Below are 18442 nucleotides of genomic sequence, written 5' to 3'. Positions count from 1 at the left end.
TAATTATTTTTTGCCTACTCCAGCAGCTAATGGCACTGCATCCTCAAATAAAAATTCATGCAAAAATCGTTCTGACCATTCATGTCCAAAATAGCTGCTGAATAAACCAGACGCAGGGTCACGTTCTGCGCTGTATTGGTCGTAGTCCTTCTGCGCTTTGATAATTCGCCGAATGTCCTCTGGATTGGTTAGAGGTGTGGCTGACTCTAGCATCTGCCAGTAAAGATTTAGATAATCTTTAAATGCTGCAAATACCCTTGTTCTCACAGTTTCTGCATCTGTTTTGGCAAACAGCAGATATTTTGAGAAGTACTGGTTAGCATCGTAAAACTTCATTTCTAAATCTTGCGCCAAGTCAGGATACTTCTCATGTAAGGCTTTCAGGGGATGAATATACTTTTTGAGGTAAGCTTCATCCTGAAATAATGGCTGAAAGTCCATCACAATCAAGTTTTTGACCTGACCGAACGATAGAAAGTCTACGCCGAGTAACGGCAAATCGTAGTGGTAATTAGGATAAATAACACTATTGAGGATTTGGGCACTCGCACCTGCATCGATGCTGGTATAGCGAATTTTGCGAAACTCTGGACATTGATAACACCAACTGCGAATAGTAGCAGGATTTCTGCCGCGATCGCTTGCTTGATATTCTAAACCCGTTGGAATTGGGCGACTTTGTAAATTAAACCGTTGAAATAATGATTGTTCTAGATGCTGAATAAAGGTTGTATACATCAATGTTATGCACTCATATACCTTTAACCCTTGAGAATACGAAACATCATGAATCCGCGTCCCATTTCTCATAAATAAAGCAACAATCCTTAATTTTTGGGCATGGGACATTGAGAAGAAGGGGTAAGGGGGAAAGGGTAAGGGGGAAAGGGTTTGTTTCTTCATCCTTTACCCTTTACCCGTTTAACCTTTTCCCCCCTGCTTCCCCCAGGGCTGTTTCATTCCCTAAAAGGCGCTGATTTACAAGCGTTTCAAGCAAAAAAAACAGGTGACTAAAAAATCTGATTGGGCAAGAAAATGGTGAACGCACTTAAATTTGCTGGTTGAGGTGGTAGTTTTTCTTTTTCCCACTCAAGCAAATTTCTGATTCATACTCTTGACAAAATCTCTAAGAGATCGAATGAATCAGCCCTGCCTGCTTCCCCTGCCTCTTCCCTAGTCTCTAGACAAATTACGTTGCATCATCTGTGCTAAAACTTCTTCAGACACACAGCGCCGTTCAGAACAATAGGTCATCAAATAAACGCCGTTCATCATGCGAACTGTGCTGGCGCGTACCCGAAAATCATCTGTAAGAAACCAACAGCGCTCTTGTCCTTGATTATTGTCATATTCTGTATCAATGGTCAAAATGCCATCTTTACCAAACCAATAACGACTGACTACCGGAATTTTTTCTACATAGCCCTGGTCGCGCAATAGTTTACCCGATCGCCCCATATCATCATCTGGTATATCAACCAAAACTGCGGCATAGTCTGGATTTGGCTCTTGTTCATCCAAATTACCTTGCCACATAAAGCTGGCTCCCCCCATTGACTTCGCTGGGTCAATTCCTTGCTGTTCACAGATGGTTTTAACTCTTGGGTCATCTTTAGTAATAATGCCTATATGGAGGTTCGATTCCCCTGACTCATCCGCCACCAAATCAAAGTGATGTACGGTGCGCTGGATAAACCAGACTCCTTCGCTTTTGCGAAAAAAGTCAAGCATCGTCATGGGGGGGATGAGTCGCATCGTTTTTCTACCTCAGAGTGATTCTATATAGTTATCGCCTTCTACCTACTTCACTGAGCCAATTCTCGCTCAATCGCCGCTACCAATTGCAAATCATTGGGTGGAACAGCACTTTTAAATCGGGCAACAACTTCTCCTTGTTTATTCACTAAAAACTTCTCGAAGTTCCAGGAGACATTGCCTGTAGGTTCTACGGCTTTAGTTAGAAAGGCATAGAGTGGATGCTGCTGTGATCCTTGAGCATGAACTTTATCAAATAACTGAAAACTGACTCCATAGCGAGTCGTACAAAATTCCACAATTTCTTCATTGGTTCCTGGTTCCTGCATTCCATAGTCGTTGCAGGGAAATGACAAAATCTCTAGCCCTTGAGTACGATATTTCTGATATAGCTCCTCCAGCCCTTTGTACTGGGAGGTGTAGCCGCAGTAGGAGGCTACATTGACAATCAATAACACTTTGCCCAGATATTCTTTTAAGAGCGTGTCTCTGCCATCAATAGTTTTGACGGAAATGTCCGCGATCGTCGTACTCATGTCAGGTCAATCTAAATTTTTTTGCCACCCTTCATCCTACGATGAAGAATGGCATAATTGCCGATAGATTTTGTAAGGTTTCAGACAATCGATAACAGCTATAATACCCCTAAATAATTGATCTCAACTCATGACAGGCAAGGAGATGCAAAAACCATCCCCAGAAATTTTAGCTGCTATCAAGGCAGGGGTAGCTCTCAATCAAGAGGACTTGTACCAATTGAATTTCAGTGGTCTTGATCTACAAGGAGCCAACCTGAAAAAAGCCAATTTGATTGGAGTTAATCTCGCCCAAGCTAATTTGAATGAAGCAGATTTGAGTCAAGCCGATCTTCGTGGAGCAAACTTAAGTAGGGCTGTTTTAAAGAATGCAAATCTACAGGGAGCCTGTTTACATCGTGCTAATTTGAGTGGGGCGGATTTGAGTGGGGCTAATTTGGAGGGAAGTAAGCTGCAAGTATCCCGGTATAATAGCCAAACAATTTTTCCGGCAGAATTTGCCTACAAAAGCTCAGGGGCGGTTGGGCCTGGTGCAAACCTCAATGGAGCTTATCTGAATACTGCCAACTTGCGGGATGCTGATTTACAGGGTGCAAATATGCTGGGGGCATATCTCGGTGGTGCTGACTTGACAGGAGCAAATTTAAAAGGTGCTAGGCTCAGCAGTGCTGACTTGCGGAGAGCTTTTTTGACGGGTGCTTATTTGCGAAATGCTCGATTAAATGGGGCGAATCTAGCGTCTGTTGATTTGCGGGCTGCGGATTTAACTGATGTGGAATTTGAGCATTTAGAAAGTATTGCTGGAGCAGATTTTAGTAATGTGCAGGGACTGAGTGAGGCAAATAGATCGCGCTTACTTAGCCACCCGATGGAAGAGTTGGATGTCTGGAATTCATTTACGCGTAACACAACGCGGGCTAGTTTGGAGAAAGGCTAAGGAGTTCAAAAGAAGCAAGGGGAGAGGAACCTGCTTAGCCAAGGCGGAAATTTAACTTTTGCTTACATAGTGCGAAGGCTTGTTTGTGCTGATAGTTTCTTCAATAGGACTTACAGTCCTGTTTAATATAGGACTCATATTTGATTGCGTGCAAAAATCTAGTACACCTCAAATCACTTTTTTCCTGTTAAGAGTTCCCTACCTACGCAAGTAAACCCTCCAAATCAAAGCGGATTCCTATAGCTGTTGTTTTGCCTCATGCAAATCAATACTTAATTTGTGTATACTCAGAACCATTAAATACTGTATTTTGCTATCAATATTTTAATAATTTTTATTATTTAACGTAATCTTACCTTAAGAAATTTAATATTAATTAAATCAGTAAATTACTTTTATTTAACCGAATCTTTACTTAGATAAATTTAAATTAGATGAAACTGCTATTAGGTAAATATAGTGCATAAAATACAACATTTTGTGTCTGCTTATTTGGTGCAAAAGGATACAATATCTTACACTTATTTACGGAGTAGACATTCAAATTTTTAGATGTATGATCTGAACTAACTTGCTTAATATTCTGATAATTACTTAAACAAAGGTCTGTTTTAGTAATTACTGACACCAGCTTTTACTGATGGCTGTGAAATTTCATCAGGGCTTCTGGGTAATAAATTACCCTTAAGGGTACTAGCTTTGTCAAAGCATTTCTGTCAGATTGAAAAATGATAGAAGTAATTGCTAATTGCATTCAATACAGTTTTTGCGACAATAAATGGTTACTTGTTTATGTCTCAACATTAGTTGAACACGCAATCAAAAATTGCAAACGACTATATAGGTAAATTTTTAACACCTTTTCAGCGTAGGTTGCTGCAAAAAAGGTTACAAGAAGTTTTACTAGATTCACATCGTCAGCGTATTGAAATTATGTTGTTAGCTGACCAAGGACAATCTCAAACAGCGATTTGTCAAATTTTAGGTTGTTGTCCAGCAACGGCAAGATATTGGATGCATATAGCGCGTGCTGGCATGGCACATCAATGGCAGGATTGTCCAATTGGTCGCCCGAAAGCAGTAAATGAAAAATATTTAGAACGGTTAAAAGAATTGATTAGTCATAGCCCTCGTGACTACGGCTATTCTTTTAAGCGGTGGACTGCTAGCTGGTTGCAGAAACATTTAGCTAAAGAATTAGGGATTGAAGTGAGCGATCGCCATATCAAGCGACTACTCAAAATTATGGGACTATCCACTATTACCAAAAAAATAAACTTCTAGAAATAGCGGATAAAAATGCTAATCAATCTAGTATATCGATTGATGATATAAAACTAGAAAATATCTCTGAACCTGACGATTTATTATCTATATATTCAGATAAATTAGGTATGTAATAAAAATTTATGTTTTCTTACCAGTAAAATCTCAACATTTACAGAAGAAGATTAACCAAGCTTATTTTCCTACACTGACATAACGGGTTGGACATTTGTGGCAGCGAGTGACTCGACGTTACCCATGTTTTTTACAGCAAAGTGTGTCTGATTGCGGTGCTGCTTGTTTAGTTATGATTGCTCGTTACTGGGGCAAAAATTTTAGCCTCAACCATTTGCGCGATCGCGCTAACGTAGATCGTAATGGAGCATCGTTGCGCTCGCTTCCGCAGCAGCCGAGAGTCTTGGCTTTTCGACTAGACCTGTCAAAGCTTCTCTAGATCAGCTGGCCAAACAAACACTGCCGCAATTGTACATTGGGAAAAAGCTCACTATATAGTTGTTTATAAAATCACGAAAAAACACGTAATTTTAGTTGATCCTAATATCGTCCAACGTATTCTAAAGCGAGTGCAATTTCTGGCAGGTTGTACAAATTACGCACTTCTATTACAACCTACAGTTTTACTACAAGAATCCAAAGAAGACAGCACAAGTAGTTTTTGGCAGTTTTTTGAATTAGTCAAACCGCACTGACTTACTTAACCCTCTTTTATCACTTTGGGAAAACCCAAAGTGATAAAAGAGGGATAGACATGGTACTGGCAGCAACCATCAATAGCTTTTTCAACATCAGCAGTTTTCCTATAAGGATTGTTAAACAAGTTAAGAAAGAATGCTTATTAAAGCATGACCGCGTATAACCCTAGACACCTTTTGTAAAATAAAGGTTAAGTAATCTTTATCTAACGGGTTAAGTGTTACAGCCGTACTGATGACTGTGTATGATTAAAATAAAATATTTATGAATTATTTACGATTGCTATACTTATATTTTGTATTTTGCTTCTTGTTCTATTCTATCTAAAGCTTTCTTTGCTCTAAAGAGTATTCTTAAATAGGCTACTTGACTACTCCATGCTGAACGAGGCAAGAGAAAGCTTGCAGAGTTGACTTGGCTTTGAGAGTCGTCTGGTGATAACTTTAAATTGCCATTTATGGGATTGGAAACAGAATTATTATCCATCTAAATTCTTTAATTACGAATTACGAATTACGAATTACGAATTACGAATTACGAATTACGAAGTTGTATGATTCCTGCTTTGGCTGCCAACTTTCTGACCATTGAATTTTATCAGCAGTAAAGTGTAGTTGATCATTGTCTGGACAGGAAGCATCAATTGGTTCTTCAATCAAAGCAAATTCACCATTATCAAAAGGTTTACCCTCGGCTTGATTCTTGAGAAATACTCGTTCTTTAATGCCGCGTTTAGCTTGTGTCAGGGCGCGATGATGACAATAAGGATTGTTACCTCGTTTGTCAAAAAATACGTGTGCAGTCCAACTGCAACCACCTCGACATAGTTCTGCAAATTCACAAGTTTTGCAGAAACCCCATAAATGTTCTGTGCCTTTAGGTGTCCCAGCCCCTAAATTAAAGCGCAGTTCTTCTGTCTCTTCAATGATGGTTCGCAAAGAGTAATCGCGGATGTTACCACCTGTGTAGGCGGAAGTTGGCAACGAAGGACAACCTTTAATGGCACCATCAGCTTCAATTCCTAATGTCGAGAGTCCAGCATTGCATCCTTGCCAAAATGACCAAGCACTCCCACCACGCAAAAATCGCTCGTAAGGGCCGAAGTAGCCAATGTTATTTCCTGGCTGAAGCTTAATTCCTTCTTGCTGTGCGCGTTCAGCAACACGAGCAATCATCGGATACACATCTAATAATTCATAAGGTTGCAGAAGAATTTCGCTGTTATCTGCCGCGTTTCCCATTGGTACAGTCAATTGAATCTGCCAAGCAAAGATTCCAGCATCGCGGATATGTTCGTAGATACTGGGAAATTCTGGTGCAGAGAGGCGATTGATTTGAGTATTGCAACCAAAAGCGATACCTACTTGTTTAAGATGACTCATGGTTTTAAATGCCCATTGCCAAGAGCCTTGTCTACCACGGAGGCGGTCGTGGGTAGCTTCTAGTCCATCAACTGAAACAGAAACTACTTTAATCCCGGCTGCTTTCATTTGGTGTGCTGTTTCTAAAGTGATGCCATAACCGCCGGTAGTCATACCACAAACCATTCCTGCTTGATTAATAGCTTGGGCAATTTCTAACCAATCTGGACGTAGAAAAGCTTCGCCACCAATGATAGTAACTTCGGTGATTCCTACGTCTGCCATTTGTTTGACTAAATCGAGGGCTTCGGCTGTAGAAAGTTCTTTAGCCCTTGTATGGCCTGCACGAGAACCACAGTGTTGGCAGGCAAGATTGCATTTTAATGTAATTTCCCAAACCGCATAACTAATTCTGCGATCGCTCATCCAAAATATCCTCTATTGAACTTAATTTAAAGAGGGACGGTTTACAGTTTTTCGGTTATCCGTCCCGAATATCTTAAGTGATGTTTCTAAATTGCTGAAACATTATATATCTAGTACAACTCCATAGAGAGGTTGAACAGGTGGCCAAAAAATAACTCCATACATTGGCTGGTATACTGGCTTGCTACCAATTAATGAAGAAACCCCACCAAAAACAGTTTCTAGTTCTTCGTCATTTAAATCTCTGATTTCACCTTCATCAGCATTTGACTCTAATAATTGAGCTGTATATTCTTCAAACTCTTCTGGAGTAAAATCATAGCCAGCTTCTTTGACTATTCTGCTACATTCATCTTTGCTTTCAACTTGTTGCATTTGGGTGCGGAAAGCTTCATCTTTAACTAGCTTTTCATAGAAAGCTCTGACATTTTCAAAAGACATAATTTTCTCCTTAAGTAACTATTTCTGGTAGAGCAACTTCATGTATTGGCAGAGATGGGTTGTAATTGTCGGTTATAATTTGTGGACAACGCAGACAAGCTGCCTTACCTGCTTGCTGCCACCAACGGCAATCCCTACGTATAGAACAGGGAGGTAGTTCTTTTACTACAGCAGGCAATTTTTCTGCAACTCTTGTTGCTAAACGACAATCTTGTCCATCAAAATGCTGACAATTTTTTGATGCACAAGGAGCAGCAGTACGAAAAATTTCAGTAGGTGTAACTGGGTTAGCTTTTGCTAACAGTTCATTGGTGACAGGTAGTGGCTGCTTGAGATAAGTTACGCGCGGTTCTGTTACTTTGCCACCAACTAAACCAAAGACCACACTGTCTGCTAATTCTGGTCTAGCACTAGGACAAAGTGTAGTTTTATCAGCAGAACTTTCCATGAGTTAAAGCTTTAATGAAAATAATTTTTGACTCAAGGATTAAGCTTTTAATACGTCGGGATCTGTGGCAATCAGTCCTACGATTATTGGAGGGCAAATAATTTTAAGCGCTACAGGTGTACTCGCTCCTCCAACAATATTTCCGGCTTCTTCACTAGATAAATCTGATAAACTTTCATTAGCATCTATAATTTGATTTCTACGTGCTAGAGCATTGTTTATAGATTCATCAATTAAATCATTAATTTCGAGTTGATCCTTGAATTTCCTGTTATTTTTGTCCATTGTAATTTCTCCAAATATCTAAGTGAATTTTGGTTTGCTACTGAATAATATTACAGCTACCCAATTTCTTTTGATTTTATGAGAAAATTAAAATACTAAAATTGTTGTTTTAAATTCTTTTTGACTAAAAATAAACTATTTATGTCCCAAAAATAAATGCAAATACCGTTTAGTTGTTATAATTGTACTAATTTTGTAACTTATTTATAGAATAAATGAATTACTTATGTCCCTAAAACGTTAAAGTAATATATCAATGTGCTTATTTTATTTAAAATAATCAACCGAAATGTAGAGAACTTCTAAGAGGTTGTTTTAAAAGTCTAATTTATTACTTGCCCTGACGACTAGAAGTCGCGCGACGCAGAAGGCACAGAGAGGAAAAGATCAAGACTTGACTTGTGTGTACACCGTAGCTTTTTAAGGGGAGCCAGCGCTGTGGGCGGGTTTCCCGACTTGTTCGCGCAGCGTCTCCCTTTGGGAAAAGCGACTGGTGTGGGTTAGGGGGGATCAATGAGTGCCCAAAATCACAGCCAACCACTTTTAGAACAACCTCTAAATAAAAAATCAATCACTGTGTAAGCAGATGAGGCAGTGTGGTTTAGTTTGTGTAGTCGTAACCTTTAGGATGTGGGTTTTTAACCCTGTCTTGAAAAGCTTCTTGTGGAGGGAAACTCTCTGTCCTTGCATTTCTTAATAACTTTCTATAACTCCAGCCTAAGGGGGAACTCCCGGCATCGTTACTCTGATGTTGATTACTAGGATTGCCATAAAAGAAGGGACTGAGGTCAATTTAACCGCTGTTCTAAATACTGCCCAATCATCTGTTCTTCTCCAGCGCGGGAAATGATAGTTTGACGAGTGCGGTATTGAGTACCGATCAGTTTCAATTCTTCTTCAAACACATTCCCACTATATTCAGTTCGTAAACACATGGTTTTGGGGTCACGCATAGAAAACTGAGCGATGATGGGTTTTGAGGTAGAAAATCCGCGATCGCGATACAAGGCTGTTCCTAAAACCCCAAATACTGTTGAGCCTTTAGTCTGCTTGGGACTAGGACTAATATAATTACTTTCCCACGTCGTTAAAGCCCCGCAAGTTAAAGCAGTTTCATTTGCCATTTCGTGCAATCTAGCTAATTTGATCAACTCCTCGTTTCCTGGCTCTAGAAACTGCACAGTCAAGAAACTAACTACTTCCTGTGTTTCTCCATCCTTGAGTGTGTAGTAACGACGCTGCGATCGCCAGTTCCCTTGAGATTGCTGAAAAAATTCTTTAACCAGGGATTCTGAGGATAGCTCAGTAATTTGAGGCTGAAATGTCATAACAGGATTTAACCTCTCCAGGATGGAAATCTATAGAAAGACTTTTGTGTCAAGTAGTCTACAACATATTTTATGTTTTGTCATATAAGTTAATATTTTTACTTCTCTATAATGCACGGTCGATGACCAGCATTACTCAATTGCTGCTTTATGGCTGGATATTAAAAAAGTATTGTTTTAAACAGTTGTCCAACCTTTTTTGAGCAACGCCAAAAAAGTTGCATACCCTTTAGAAAACTCACCTGGATCTGGCAAAAAGTACTCAGGAAATTCTTCATAAGGTCGCCAAGGCTCTGAGGAATTATGCCGTAAGTGCAAGGCACAATCTGTTGCTCCTTCTAATTTCCAGGTCATTTGACCTCCTGTTTGGATCTCAGTCATAGCTTTCTCCACTACAATACGGAATAATTTATTTCCTCAAAATTCTGACACCCTGGCTAGTAATTTTTGTAGAGATTAATACTGTTACTTTAAAAATTAGTACTAAAGTTTCGGAACCTTTCTACGACTTGTTCTAGGTTTTCAGCAGCACTATAAATCATGAAATTTTACAAATTTCTACAGTTTCATCGTAACTAAGATGAAAAGAAGGTAAATCGCTCAGAAGTTAGAGAATCTAAGCTGTTTGATAGAAAAATCGTGTATTTTGTTGTGGTCTAGATCAAATCTTCCATTGCAGCTCCAATTACACGATGATTGGCATCTTGTCTCAATTGAGCCAAAGCTTCTTTAGCGTCAGGGTCATCATAGTGTTTCAAGGCGTAAGCAACCTGTATCCGAATGTGTTCAGATTCGGAATTTTTGAGGATTAGGAGTTGGGATAAGGCAGCCTGATGTTGACGAGAGCCAGCTAAAGTCCCCAGCGCTTCTACAGATGCCTCTTCTACACTTGCATCTTCCCCTTCTAATCCTTGGATGCAAACCTCAAACAGTTCTTCAGAACACTTTAGTTCGATCAAAGCTGCTAATATGCTGCGGCGTAACAGCCAGTGATCATTCATAAAAAATGCCTTCACTAAATGGGAAGCTGAAACCCTGCCAAACAAAGACAGGGAGTTAGCGGCTTCTGCCTGGACATTGGGAGTATTATCAAATTTGATGATTTGGAGTAAAGCAGCAAAAGATTCGGATGTCTGCTGTTTGCCCAATCCCCTAGCAACAAACGATCGCACTAAAAATTCTGGATCTTGAAGATGCTTGGTGAGTAAGGGTAAAGCTATTTCTGGGGGATAATCTTGGAGAGCTGCGATCGCATCAAGACGATATTTAAAATCTGGGTTTTGCAGATTTGTTTCAATTTGATTAAGTTCCATAACACCGAATAGTAAAATTTCTCTCAATTTAATGTAAAAGTGACTGGGGAAAGAGGCGGGGGGCAGGGGAGCAGCAAGAGGGGAAAAGGTTAAAGGGTAAAGGGTAAAGGATGAAAAAACCAACCCTTTAACCCTTCCCCTTTCCCCCTTACCCCTTCTTTCCCATGCCCAATGCCCCATTAATTTTTTATGCCTGCCCATCAAATCGTGTGCGAAAGCTGCCATATTTCAACCAATATTGCTTCAGGTTGTGACAGGGAGTATGCAAACTGGCTTTAGCACGATATAAAAAAACCTGACGATGATCTCCCATCCATACTTTATCAATGGGTTCGACCGAAATCACGGTTCCTCCTAATGCTGCGACGCATTCCGAAAAACGCTCGACGGCGCTATAGTCTACCGTTTCAAAAATAAAAAAATTACCTGAACAAATCAAATGACGGCTGCGGAGCCAACATTGCATCTTTTTTTGAGCTTCTGGTGGCAACATTTTTGCTTCAACTGATTCTAGATCCTTCAGAGAAGCGCTATATGATAGCTGGGACTTCATGGGCAAAATTCTCTAGTTTTTCAAACCGCAAGGGCCCGAAGGTTGAACCCCAAATCTGTTCGTTAGTATTAACATCCATGCCTCTATCCAGGCTGACCCAAGTGGTTTCTGTGACTTCAACATCGCTCACCAGGTAAGTCTGACAGCCATCGCGCTCAATCAAGCACAAATTCCCAGGTTCCACGCTGCCCCGAAACAGATCACCGTCTCGTTGAAAAATCATGCCGCAGTGAAACCGCCGTTTGATGCAGTCGTTCGTAATAGTCTTGAGGATGTCTGAATTACGTGCCGCACCGGCATAAAGATATGCATTTTTTAGACCATAATTTTCAACATAAATGTGGTCTTTTTGATCTACTAGTCGATGCACACCCTGACGATAGGGACTCCACATATCGTAGTCATAGACTTGTTCAGAATAGAAACCAATTCCAGAGAAGAATTCAAATGGCAATGGACGAAAGAAAACATGGATATGAGCATAGTTTTTAGGATTTTCAAAAGATTGTTTATAATTACTGAAATCCCCTGCCATACAACGAGCCAGGGTCACTAAATCATTGGATTTAGACTCAGAGTTATGCAGTGGAGTAGCCATTATTATGGATTGACTAAATTTGGATATTGATGCTGTGGCAATTTTTAATTATTTAGTTTTAACCCTTCGGCTACGCTCAGGGTTTATTTTTAATTTCCTGGCGAATTTCTGAAGAAAACGAGGCTGTAACAACACCTGTATTAGCGCTGGTTTTGATTAGGGAAACTCGACAGCGAACATTAGGGTTAATAAACCAAATTTTTTCCTCTGCGGCTGCCCGATCATATCCTGTAACCAAGACAAAGGTTTCATCTTCAGTTAGATAATAAGTGCCAACCGCTGCCATCGTCTCTGCATAGCCCTGATCACGTAGAAGTTGACCACGATTGGGGTGGTCAGGGTCAGGAACGGGAACTAGGATACAACTGCCTTTGAGGACTTCGTTTTCATCCCAGTCTGATTGACCCTCCCAACTCATACGAAATGGGGACACAACTGTCTGAGCATCGATGTTGTAGGATTTGCACAAATCAAGAACTGCCTGGTCATCTAGAGAAAGGGCAACAATATCGATAACCGATTGTACGGCTTCAAAATGACTGAAAGCCAAGTGATGGACGCTGCGTTGCGATCGCCAACGCCCAATAGAACGCTCAACAAATTCTGTAATGTTCATCAATTGAAATTGGGAATTGGGCATAGGACATGGGACATTGGAGAAGAAGGGGAATGGGGAAAGGGAAAGGGGTTTGTTTATTCATCCTTTACCCTTTACCCTTTACCCTTTAACCTTTTCCCAAGATTATTTTTCCCCTGCTCTCTTCTACGCTACTTCTGCAATGCTAAGAACCTTACCGCCTGCTTTATGCACGGTCTGAATTTTCTGGGATAATTGGGCATACCCCACCTCAACGGTGGTGATGCCTTTTGTGACGCGAGGGCCAGAACTGACTTTTGAGATAGTAATACGGAACCGCTTGCCAGTGTTGCTATAAGCCCCAGAACCAGCAGCAGGAGTAACAATCTTGGTAGGAAGATTGCTGCCAATATCACTAATTAGTTTTGCCGATTTGCCAGCATCACTAGTTGCATCTCCCCGCATCAAGGCAAAGGTACGGTTAAAACTGACATTCTTGATGCCTGTTTGGCTACGATTTCCGCGGGCAGAGGGTACGATATTTTCACCAAAATTTGCTACATATTCATCGCTGTCAATATAGGAATTAATGTCAGCTGTGTAGCCTTGTTCGTTGTAAACTCGGACGTGTTCAGAAATTTCAGTTTGGTCTTGGGGAGCGCGACCCAGCAGGTGTTTAAAGTTTAATTCAATAAAGCGGTAGGGAGAAGAAGTATCAAAAAACAGCGAACGATATAGTTCAGATTGAGCAATTGCTCTGACAAAGCCTCTGACTGTGATGTCGCCATTTCGCAATAGAGACTCTGCGTTGGTGAGGCGTTGGCTATCCATTACATGAGCATTTCCCAATACTTGGCGATACACTGCTCGGATGATTGTTTGTAAATCATCTTCTGTAGCATTGGGACGTAGTTCGACGGACTCTGCTTCGATCCAAAGTGCCATATCAACGTCTCCTGATTTGTAGTTATGCTTGGTTTTATTGAAAAGTTTTTTATTTAAAGAAATAAATAGGGTGGATAATGTCCACCCTATTTGCGTTTATGCTATTTCGGTAATGCTGACGATTTTTCCACTTGTGCGGTTAATGCGCTGGATTTGTGGGGTTATCTTGCTAGCGGGGACAATATATTCAGTAGCACTAACCCGGCGAGGACTGTCAAATTTTGAGCCGGAAACAACGATTTTGAACCGTTTTTCAGTGCCTGAGCCAATCACAGTTGCCGAAGAAGGCTTGATGGAATTGGCAGAATTATTGGCAACAGAGTAGACCAATTGAGAGGACTTGACAGCACTGTCAATTTGAGCAGGGCCACGGTCAAGAGCAAATGTGCGGTTGTAACCCACTTGTTTCATATTGGCTTCGCTATTTCTACCGCGAGAGTAAGGCACAATATTTTCGCCAAAGGCTGACTGATATTCATCGCTGTCGATGTAAGAGTCAATCTCAACTTCGTAACCTTCGGCGACACAGCGGACGATGTGTTCGGAAATTTCTCTTTGGTCTTGGGGTGCGCGGCCGAGTAGGTGCTTAAAGTTCAACTCGACAAAACGGTAGGGAGCGCAGGATTCAAAGTAGCGGGTGCGATAGAAATCAGATTTGGCAACGGCTCTAACAAAATCACGCACAGAAATGGCGCGATCGCACAGCTGCGACTCAGCCGCCACCAAGCGCTCACTCTCCATCACATGAGGATTTCCTAAAACTTGCTTGTAAACTGCCCGAATGATAGTTTGGGTGTCTTCCAAACTGTCGGTAGACCACAGATCAAAAATTGCGGGTGATGCCATTGCAACCTATCTCCTAAAATGATTCAATTTTTTGGTTTGCTTAAATTCATATAAAAGATCTGGTAAAGGGTAATTCGCAACAATTTATACCAGCATTTAATACTGATTTTTAATTACAAACTACCAATTACCAGCTAATTCGTTGAGTATTGCAGCTAGCTTACTACTGACTAGACAGCTGTAATACTGGCAATGACACCGCCTTGTTGGTGAATCCGTTGGTATTCCTGCGACAGTTTTTCGTAGGGTACTAAATAGACTTGGTTAGAACGGCGGAATTTGGAAACTGCGTTAACAGCTTTCGCTCTGTAGCCAGTGACTTCAATGCGGTAAACCTTACCATCAGAACTAGCACCTACTCCTTGACGAGAGCGAGAAGTTCCTGGTGGTGTACGGAAGGTTGCGCCATCGCTAGCAGGCGAAACTACTGGAGTGGGGATTGACTGAATAACTAAAGAATTCAGTTTGGGACTCTTTCCTGCTAGGTCGCCCTTCAAGCTGCTGCTGGAAGCACCACGAACTAGTTGGAAGGTGTGGGTAAACTGAACCATACCCTGAATGGCATCAGTCTTGTAGCCTCGGATGTAGGGTACAAAGTTTTCACCGAAGGTGTTTTGGTATTCGTCGCTGTCGATATAGGAATCAATCTCAGCTTCAAATCCCTTGGTATCCAGAATGGTGCTGTGCAACCGCATTTCTTCCAAATCGAGTGGGGGACGACCAAGAAGATGTCTAAAGTTCAGTTCGATCGCCCGGTAACGAGCGCAACTGGTAAAAAAGCGGGAACGATATAGTTCAGACTTTGCCACTGCACGCACAAATTCGCGGACGCTGAAAGCGCCCTGCTTAAACTGTGATTCTGGTACGACAAGCCTCTCACTTTCCATGACGTAGGCATTGCCTAGTACTTGCCTGTAGACTGCCTGAATAATTGTTTCTACTTCTTCTTCTGAGCGACCGGGTACCCATTCTACGGGGGGGGTTTCATCAAATAGGCTGACCCCTAAGCGTGAAGCTGGTCCAAAAGGCATTTAACGATATCTCCTGCGTTAACGAGAGAATTTAAGAAATTTGTTTCAAAAAGTGAAGAAATCTCAGATTGTTCATCCAGCTAAATTTAAGCTACTGGATTGATTTGTTTCACCACAAAGCATAAATCCCTCCATAAGAGACTTAGCCCCGCAAATTATAAAAGTTTTCGGGGTTTTATACGCTTTGTTATGATCATCTTCATACGAGTGTGTAACCAAAGACATGAAGATTTATGAATCTTGATGATTTTACTTTACAAAAATTAATGTCGTCGGTTAACTCTAGCGCTTCTGGTTATGTGCGTTACAGATGGATAGAGGAAACTAGCTCCTAGCCCCTAGCTCCTTATGCTTTAGTTCAACTTTAAAAATACTGTCAGCGGGCTTTTGGGCGATGGTAGCATCCCAGGCGATCGCCTGCAAAAATGCTTCCGAAGCAAGGGTTTCTACTACATCTACGCCCCAATTTCCTGGTTGTAGGGCATCGGGTGAATTGCTTGTTGGAGGGGTTGTCTTAATGCCACCTAAGACTAAAATCTCTGGGATAGACGAACCTTGTGCTTGACGCTTTTGCGCCAGTACATCAGCACATAGTTCTGCTACTTGCTGGGGCAAAAATTCCTCTGGAGAAAATAAAATTTCTACAATCCAATGAGGATTATTCACCTGACGACATTTGATATTTTTATGAGCAATTAAACCTTCTTGAAACACTTCAGTAAATTCTTCTCGACTGAGAACTGGTACGATGTCGGTGGAAACATCGAAGTTATGGGAAAGCAGCATCCGCCCTCGAAGTATATCGTTCACAATTTTTATTTTTGTTAATAAAATCTTTTAATTTAGCCTACCTTAATTGGTTACTCGAATTTCTCAATTCTGGAACTGTTGCAATTGTCCAATCAGGTGATCAAAATAAGGGGCAAATATTTCTTGCTGCTGTGGTTCTAAGCACTGCAAACTGGCAACTTTAATACCTTCTAATCCCACTACCATTGCATCTAAGGGCACTCGCAATTCTTGATAAAGCAGTTGCATATAGTGGAGACTTTCTGCACTGGTGTAATCGGTGTGTCCTCCAGCTATTCCGTAGGTAATACAACGCAGGAAGTGCCAGAAATCTCGGCAGCAGGCTTCAGCTCGTTCCGGGGGGTAGAGTCCGCCGCCAGATTGGGTAATATTAGGGAAGGTTTTTAAGACTTCAGTTCTAGCTTCGTCAACGATATCATTGACGCGATCGCGGAGTATTTGTGTGACTAAAATTAATTCTGCTGTATCTGGTACAAGCTTTTGAAGTTGCTGACAATCGTCATCTGTGAGGTAGCGTCTTTGATCATCGGCTATCTGAAATAGCTGAATGGCTGCTGCTGGATGGGTGTTGTGCCAAGTTGCAAAGCTGACAATCCGGGCTTTTTGGATGAGTTCTTGAACTTTTTCGCTGAGTTGTGGTTTGATCATGGGAGATTAAGAAGAAATAGCACTTCGTCGCCGGAGAACTTCCAGCAGAGTTGTAAAGGTTTGGGGAGGAGATGCTGTTACTTCAATGACATCTTCAGATATGGGATGCTGCACCTTTAAGCGCCAAGCGTGCAGTGCTTGGCCTGGCAAATTTACCCCGACGGAACGGCCAGAACCATAAACTGGGTCGCCAACAATAGGATGACCGATTTTGGTACTATGGACGCGAATTTGATGGGTACGTCCAGTTTCTAGTTGGAAGTGAACTAATGTGTAGTTACCCAGTCGTTCTAGTACTCGCCAATGAGTAACGGCAGATCTTCCGCCTTTTTCTATGGGGATAACTGCCATTTTTTTGCGGTCTTGAGGATTGCGACCAATGGGTAAGTCGATGATACCACTTTCGGTTTTTGGCGCACCGTAAACTACACCTAAATATTCTCGTCGTGCAGTTTTTGCTTGAAGTTGAGCTTGCAAACTTTGATAGGCAATATCTGTTTTGGCAATTGCGATCGCCCCTGTTGTATCCTTATCTAATCGGTGGACAATTCCTGGACGTTGGACTCCTCCAATTCCTGGGAGGTTGGGACAATGTGCTAATAAAGCATTTACCAATGTACCGTCTGGATGGCCAGGTGCAGGATGGACGACTAAGCCAGCAGGTTTATTCAGAATGATTATTTGGTCGTCTTCATATAGAATATCTAAGGGGATTTCTTCTGCTTGCAGTTCTAGAGGTTGCGCTTCTGGGATTTCGAGAGTGATGCGATCGCCTACTTTGATATTAATCTTTTTACTTGTGCAGACTTGATTATTGAGTTGGACATTACCTTGTTCAATTAATTGTTGAATACGAGAACGGGATAAATCTGGTAACTCTTCGGCAAGATATCGATCAAGGCGATCGCTATTTTCTTCGACTTGTAAATTAAATTCGCTCACAATTGCTCTGGATTAATTCCCCGTTCTTGAAGTAAAGCGCGGAGTGCTTGTAGTTCATTTTCTGCTTTTTCTGCACGTTGGCGTTCTTGTTCCCGTTGTTGTGCTAGTTCTAAATATGTAAGAAAGCGCTGCCCATCAGGACGATAAATTTGAAGCTCATCATCTGATAATTCAAAACGTATATTGAGACGGGGACTGACCCAACTAGCCATTTGCGGAATTTCGGCTAATTCATTATCAGAACGTAACCAACCACTTAACTCGCCTGTTTCTGGATCATACAAGTAATATTCTTCTACCCCATAGCGTTCATAAAATTTGTATTTGGCAATCATTTCTTTAGCAGTATTGCTAGGAGAAAGAATTTCAAATACTACTTGCGGAGAAATATTATCTTCTTGCCATTGTAGATAAGAACCTCTATCACCTTTCGGTCTGCCCAAGACTACCATGACATCAGGCGCTCTGCGAGTAATATTATCGCCCTGGACAGGATACCAAAATAAGTCACCAGCAACGAATACATTAGGATCATTAGCAAATAAAAGATCCAAATTTTTTTTAATGAGTACAATCAACTCAAACTGTTTTGTATTTTCTGCCATTGGTTGTCCGTCACTGTCGGGGTAGACAATGGCTTTGTGGCTGGAAGATGGTAGCTGTGTGACCATTGCTGTCAGTC

Annotated in this window: 22 protein-coding genes and 2 pseudogenes; 3 read left to right on the top strand and 21 right to left on the bottom strand. The window is 41.3% G+C overall.

The genetic code is table 11. From position 1 onward, the window contains the following. Nucleotides 1-3 precede the first annotated feature (3 nt). From I8751_RS14330 to I8751_RS14320, 3 genes are all read right to left on the bottom strand, one after another. A complete protein-coding gene (locus I8751_RS14330) occupies nt 4-738 on the bottom strand; it encodes a 15,16-dihydrobiliverdin:ferredoxin oxidoreductase (protein ID WP_214439848.1) in 735 nt (244 codons plus the stop codon). Between the two features lie 435 nt (nt 739-1173). Beyond that, entirely contained in the window at nt 1174-1755 is a 582-nt protein-coding gene (locus I8751_RS14325) for a phycobiliprotein lyase (RefSeq protein ID WP_214439821.1), read from the bottom strand. A 50-nt stretch (nt 1756-1805) separates the two neighbouring features. Continuing rightward, nucleotides 1806-2291, bottom strand: a complete 486-nt coding sequence (locus I8751_RS14320; RefSeq protein ID WP_214439820.1) for a glutathione peroxidase — start codon at nt 2289-2291, stop codon at nt 1806-1808. A 145-nt stretch (nt 2292-2436) separates the two neighbouring features. Between I8751_RS14320 and I8751_RS14315 the strand changes: the two genes are divergently transcribed. From I8751_RS14315 to I8751_RS14305, 3 genes and pseudogenes are all read left to right on the top strand, one after another. Next, complete coding sequence (locus tag I8751_RS14315; RefSeq protein ID WP_225894154.1) at nt 2437-3228, top strand: pentapeptide repeat-containing protein; 792 nt, start codon at nt 2437-2439, stop codon at nt 3226-3228. Nucleotides 3229-4035: 807 nt separating this feature from the next. Next, nucleotides 4036-4628, top strand: a pseudogene (locus I8751_RS29635) (helix-turn-helix domain-containing protein). A 41-nt stretch (nt 4629-4669) separates the two neighbouring features. Further along, nucleotides 4670-5201, top strand: a pseudogene (locus I8751_RS14305) (cysteine peptidase family C39 domain-containing protein); the annotation flags it as partial. A 295-nt stretch (nt 5202-5496) separates the two neighbouring features. Here I8751_RS14305 and I8751_RS14300 read toward each other — a convergent pair. The 18 genes from I8751_RS14300 to I8751_RS14215 form a co-directional block, all read right to left on the bottom strand. Then, entirely contained in the window at nt 5497-5694 is a 198-nt protein-coding gene (locus tag I8751_RS14300) for a hypothetical protein (RefSeq protein WP_214439850.1), read from the bottom strand. Between the two features lie 41 nt (nt 5695-5735). Then, the gene (locus I8751_RS14295) at nt 5736-6995 is read right to left on the bottom strand and encodes a nif11-class peptide radical SAM maturase 3 (RefSeq protein ID WP_214439818.1); all 1260 of its coding nucleotides are present in this window, start codon (nt 6993-6995) and stop codon (nt 5736-5738) included. 102 nt (nt 6996-7097) lie between these two features. Beyond that, nucleotides 7098-7436 (bottom strand): Nif11-like leader peptide family natural product precursor, encoded by a 339-nt coding sequence (locus tag I8751_RS14290; RefSeq protein WP_214439817.1) that lies wholly within the window; start codon nt 7434-7436, stop codon nt 7098-7100. A gap of 10 nt (nt 7437-7446) precedes the next feature. Continuing rightward, entirely contained in the window at nt 7447-7884 is a 438-nt protein-coding gene (locus I8751_RS14285; protein WP_214439816.1) for a nitrogen fixation protein, read from the bottom strand. 39 nt (nt 7885-7923) lie between these two features. Next, the gene (locus I8751_RS14280; protein ID WP_214439815.1) at nt 7924-8169 is read right to left on the bottom strand and encodes a hypothetical protein; all 246 of its coding nucleotides are present in this window, start codon (nt 8167-8169) and stop codon (nt 7924-7926) included. A 788-nt stretch (nt 8170-8957) separates the two neighbouring features. After that, nucleotides 8958-9497, bottom strand: a complete 540-nt coding sequence (locus tag I8751_RS14275; RefSeq protein ID WP_214439814.1) for a phycobiliprotein lyase — start codon at nt 9495-9497, stop codon at nt 8958-8960. 177 nt (nt 9498-9674) lie between these two features. Continuing rightward, nucleotides 9675-9878 carry a hypothetical protein gene (locus I8751_RS14270; RefSeq protein WP_214439813.1) on the bottom strand — a complete coding sequence of 68 codons (204 nt, stop codon included), beginning with the start codon at nt 9876-9878 and terminating at the stop codon, nt 9675-9677. A gap of 275 nt (nt 9879-10153) precedes the next feature. Further along, nucleotides 10154-10810, bottom strand: coding sequence for a HEAT repeat domain-containing protein (locus tag I8751_RS14265; RefSeq protein ID WP_214439812.1), 657 nt, complete (start codon nt 10808-10810; stop codon nt 10154-10156). A 187-nt stretch (nt 10811-10997) separates the two neighbouring features. Continuing rightward, entirely contained in the window at nt 10998-11363 is a 366-nt protein-coding gene (locus tag I8751_RS14260) for a CpeR family transcriptional regulator (protein WP_225894153.1), read from the bottom strand. Continuing rightward, a complete protein-coding gene (locus I8751_RS14255; RefSeq protein ID WP_214439811.1) occupies nt 11341-11961 on the bottom strand; it encodes a chromophore lyase CpcT/CpeT in 621 nt (206 codons plus the stop codon). Before I8751_RS14255 ends, I8751_RS14260 begins: the two co-directional genes overlap by 23 nt. Before the next feature lie 76 nt (nt 11962-12037). Further along, nucleotides 12038-12601 (bottom strand): phycobiliprotein lyase, encoded by a 564-nt coding sequence (locus I8751_RS14250; protein ID WP_225894152.1) that lies wholly within the window; start codon nt 12599-12601, stop codon nt 12038-12040. A 123-nt stretch (nt 12602-12724) separates the two neighbouring features. Beyond that, nucleotides 12725-13483, bottom strand: coding sequence for a phycobilisome rod-core linker polypeptide (locus tag I8751_RS14245; protein WP_214439810.1), 759 nt, complete (start codon nt 13481-13483; stop codon nt 12725-12727). Between the two features lie 96 nt (nt 13484-13579). Next, the gene (locus tag I8751_RS14240) at nt 13580-14329 is read right to left on the bottom strand and encodes a phycobilisome rod-core linker polypeptide (protein WP_214439809.1); all 750 of its coding nucleotides are present in this window, start codon (nt 14327-14329) and stop codon (nt 13580-13582) included. A 170-nt stretch (nt 14330-14499) separates the two neighbouring features. Continuing rightward, a complete protein-coding gene (locus tag I8751_RS14235) occupies nt 14500-15360 on the bottom strand; it encodes a phycobilisome linker polypeptide (RefSeq protein WP_214439808.1) in 861 nt (286 codons plus the stop codon). A 324-nt stretch (nt 15361-15684) separates the two neighbouring features. Then, on the bottom strand, nt 15685-16170 hold the full coding sequence (locus I8751_RS14230; RefSeq protein WP_318780326.1) for a DUF2656 domain-containing protein: 486 nt from the start codon (nt 16168-16170) through the stop codon (nt 15685-15687). Nucleotides 16171-16233: 63 nt separating this feature from the next. Beyond that, entirely contained in the window at nt 16234-16818 is a 585-nt protein-coding gene (locus I8751_RS14225) for a globin family protein (RefSeq protein WP_214439807.1), read from the bottom strand. A gap of 6 nt (nt 16819-16824) precedes the next feature. Next, a complete protein-coding gene (locus tag I8751_RS14220) occupies nt 16825-17763 on the bottom strand; it encodes an RluA family pseudouridine synthase (RefSeq protein ID WP_214439843.1) in 939 nt (312 codons plus the stop codon). Continuing rightward, nucleotides 17757-18431, bottom strand: a complete 675-nt coding sequence (locus I8751_RS14215; protein WP_214439806.1) for a Uma2 family endonuclease — start codon at nt 18429-18431, stop codon at nt 17757-17759. The genes I8751_RS14220 and I8751_RS14215 overlap by 7 nt, the downstream gene beginning before the upstream one ends. Nucleotides 18432-18442 lie beyond the last annotated feature (11 nt).

Origin of the sequence: Atlanticothrix silvestris CENA357, from assembly GCF_016056295.1 — a bacterium.
Classification (GTDB): domain Bacteria; phylum Cyanobacteriota; class Cyanobacteriia; order Cyanobacteriales; family Nostocaceae; genus Atlanticothrix; species Atlanticothrix silvestris.
The sequence above is the reverse complement of the archived record's forward strand: the minus strand, read 5'-3'. Positions and strand labels throughout refer to the sequence as shown.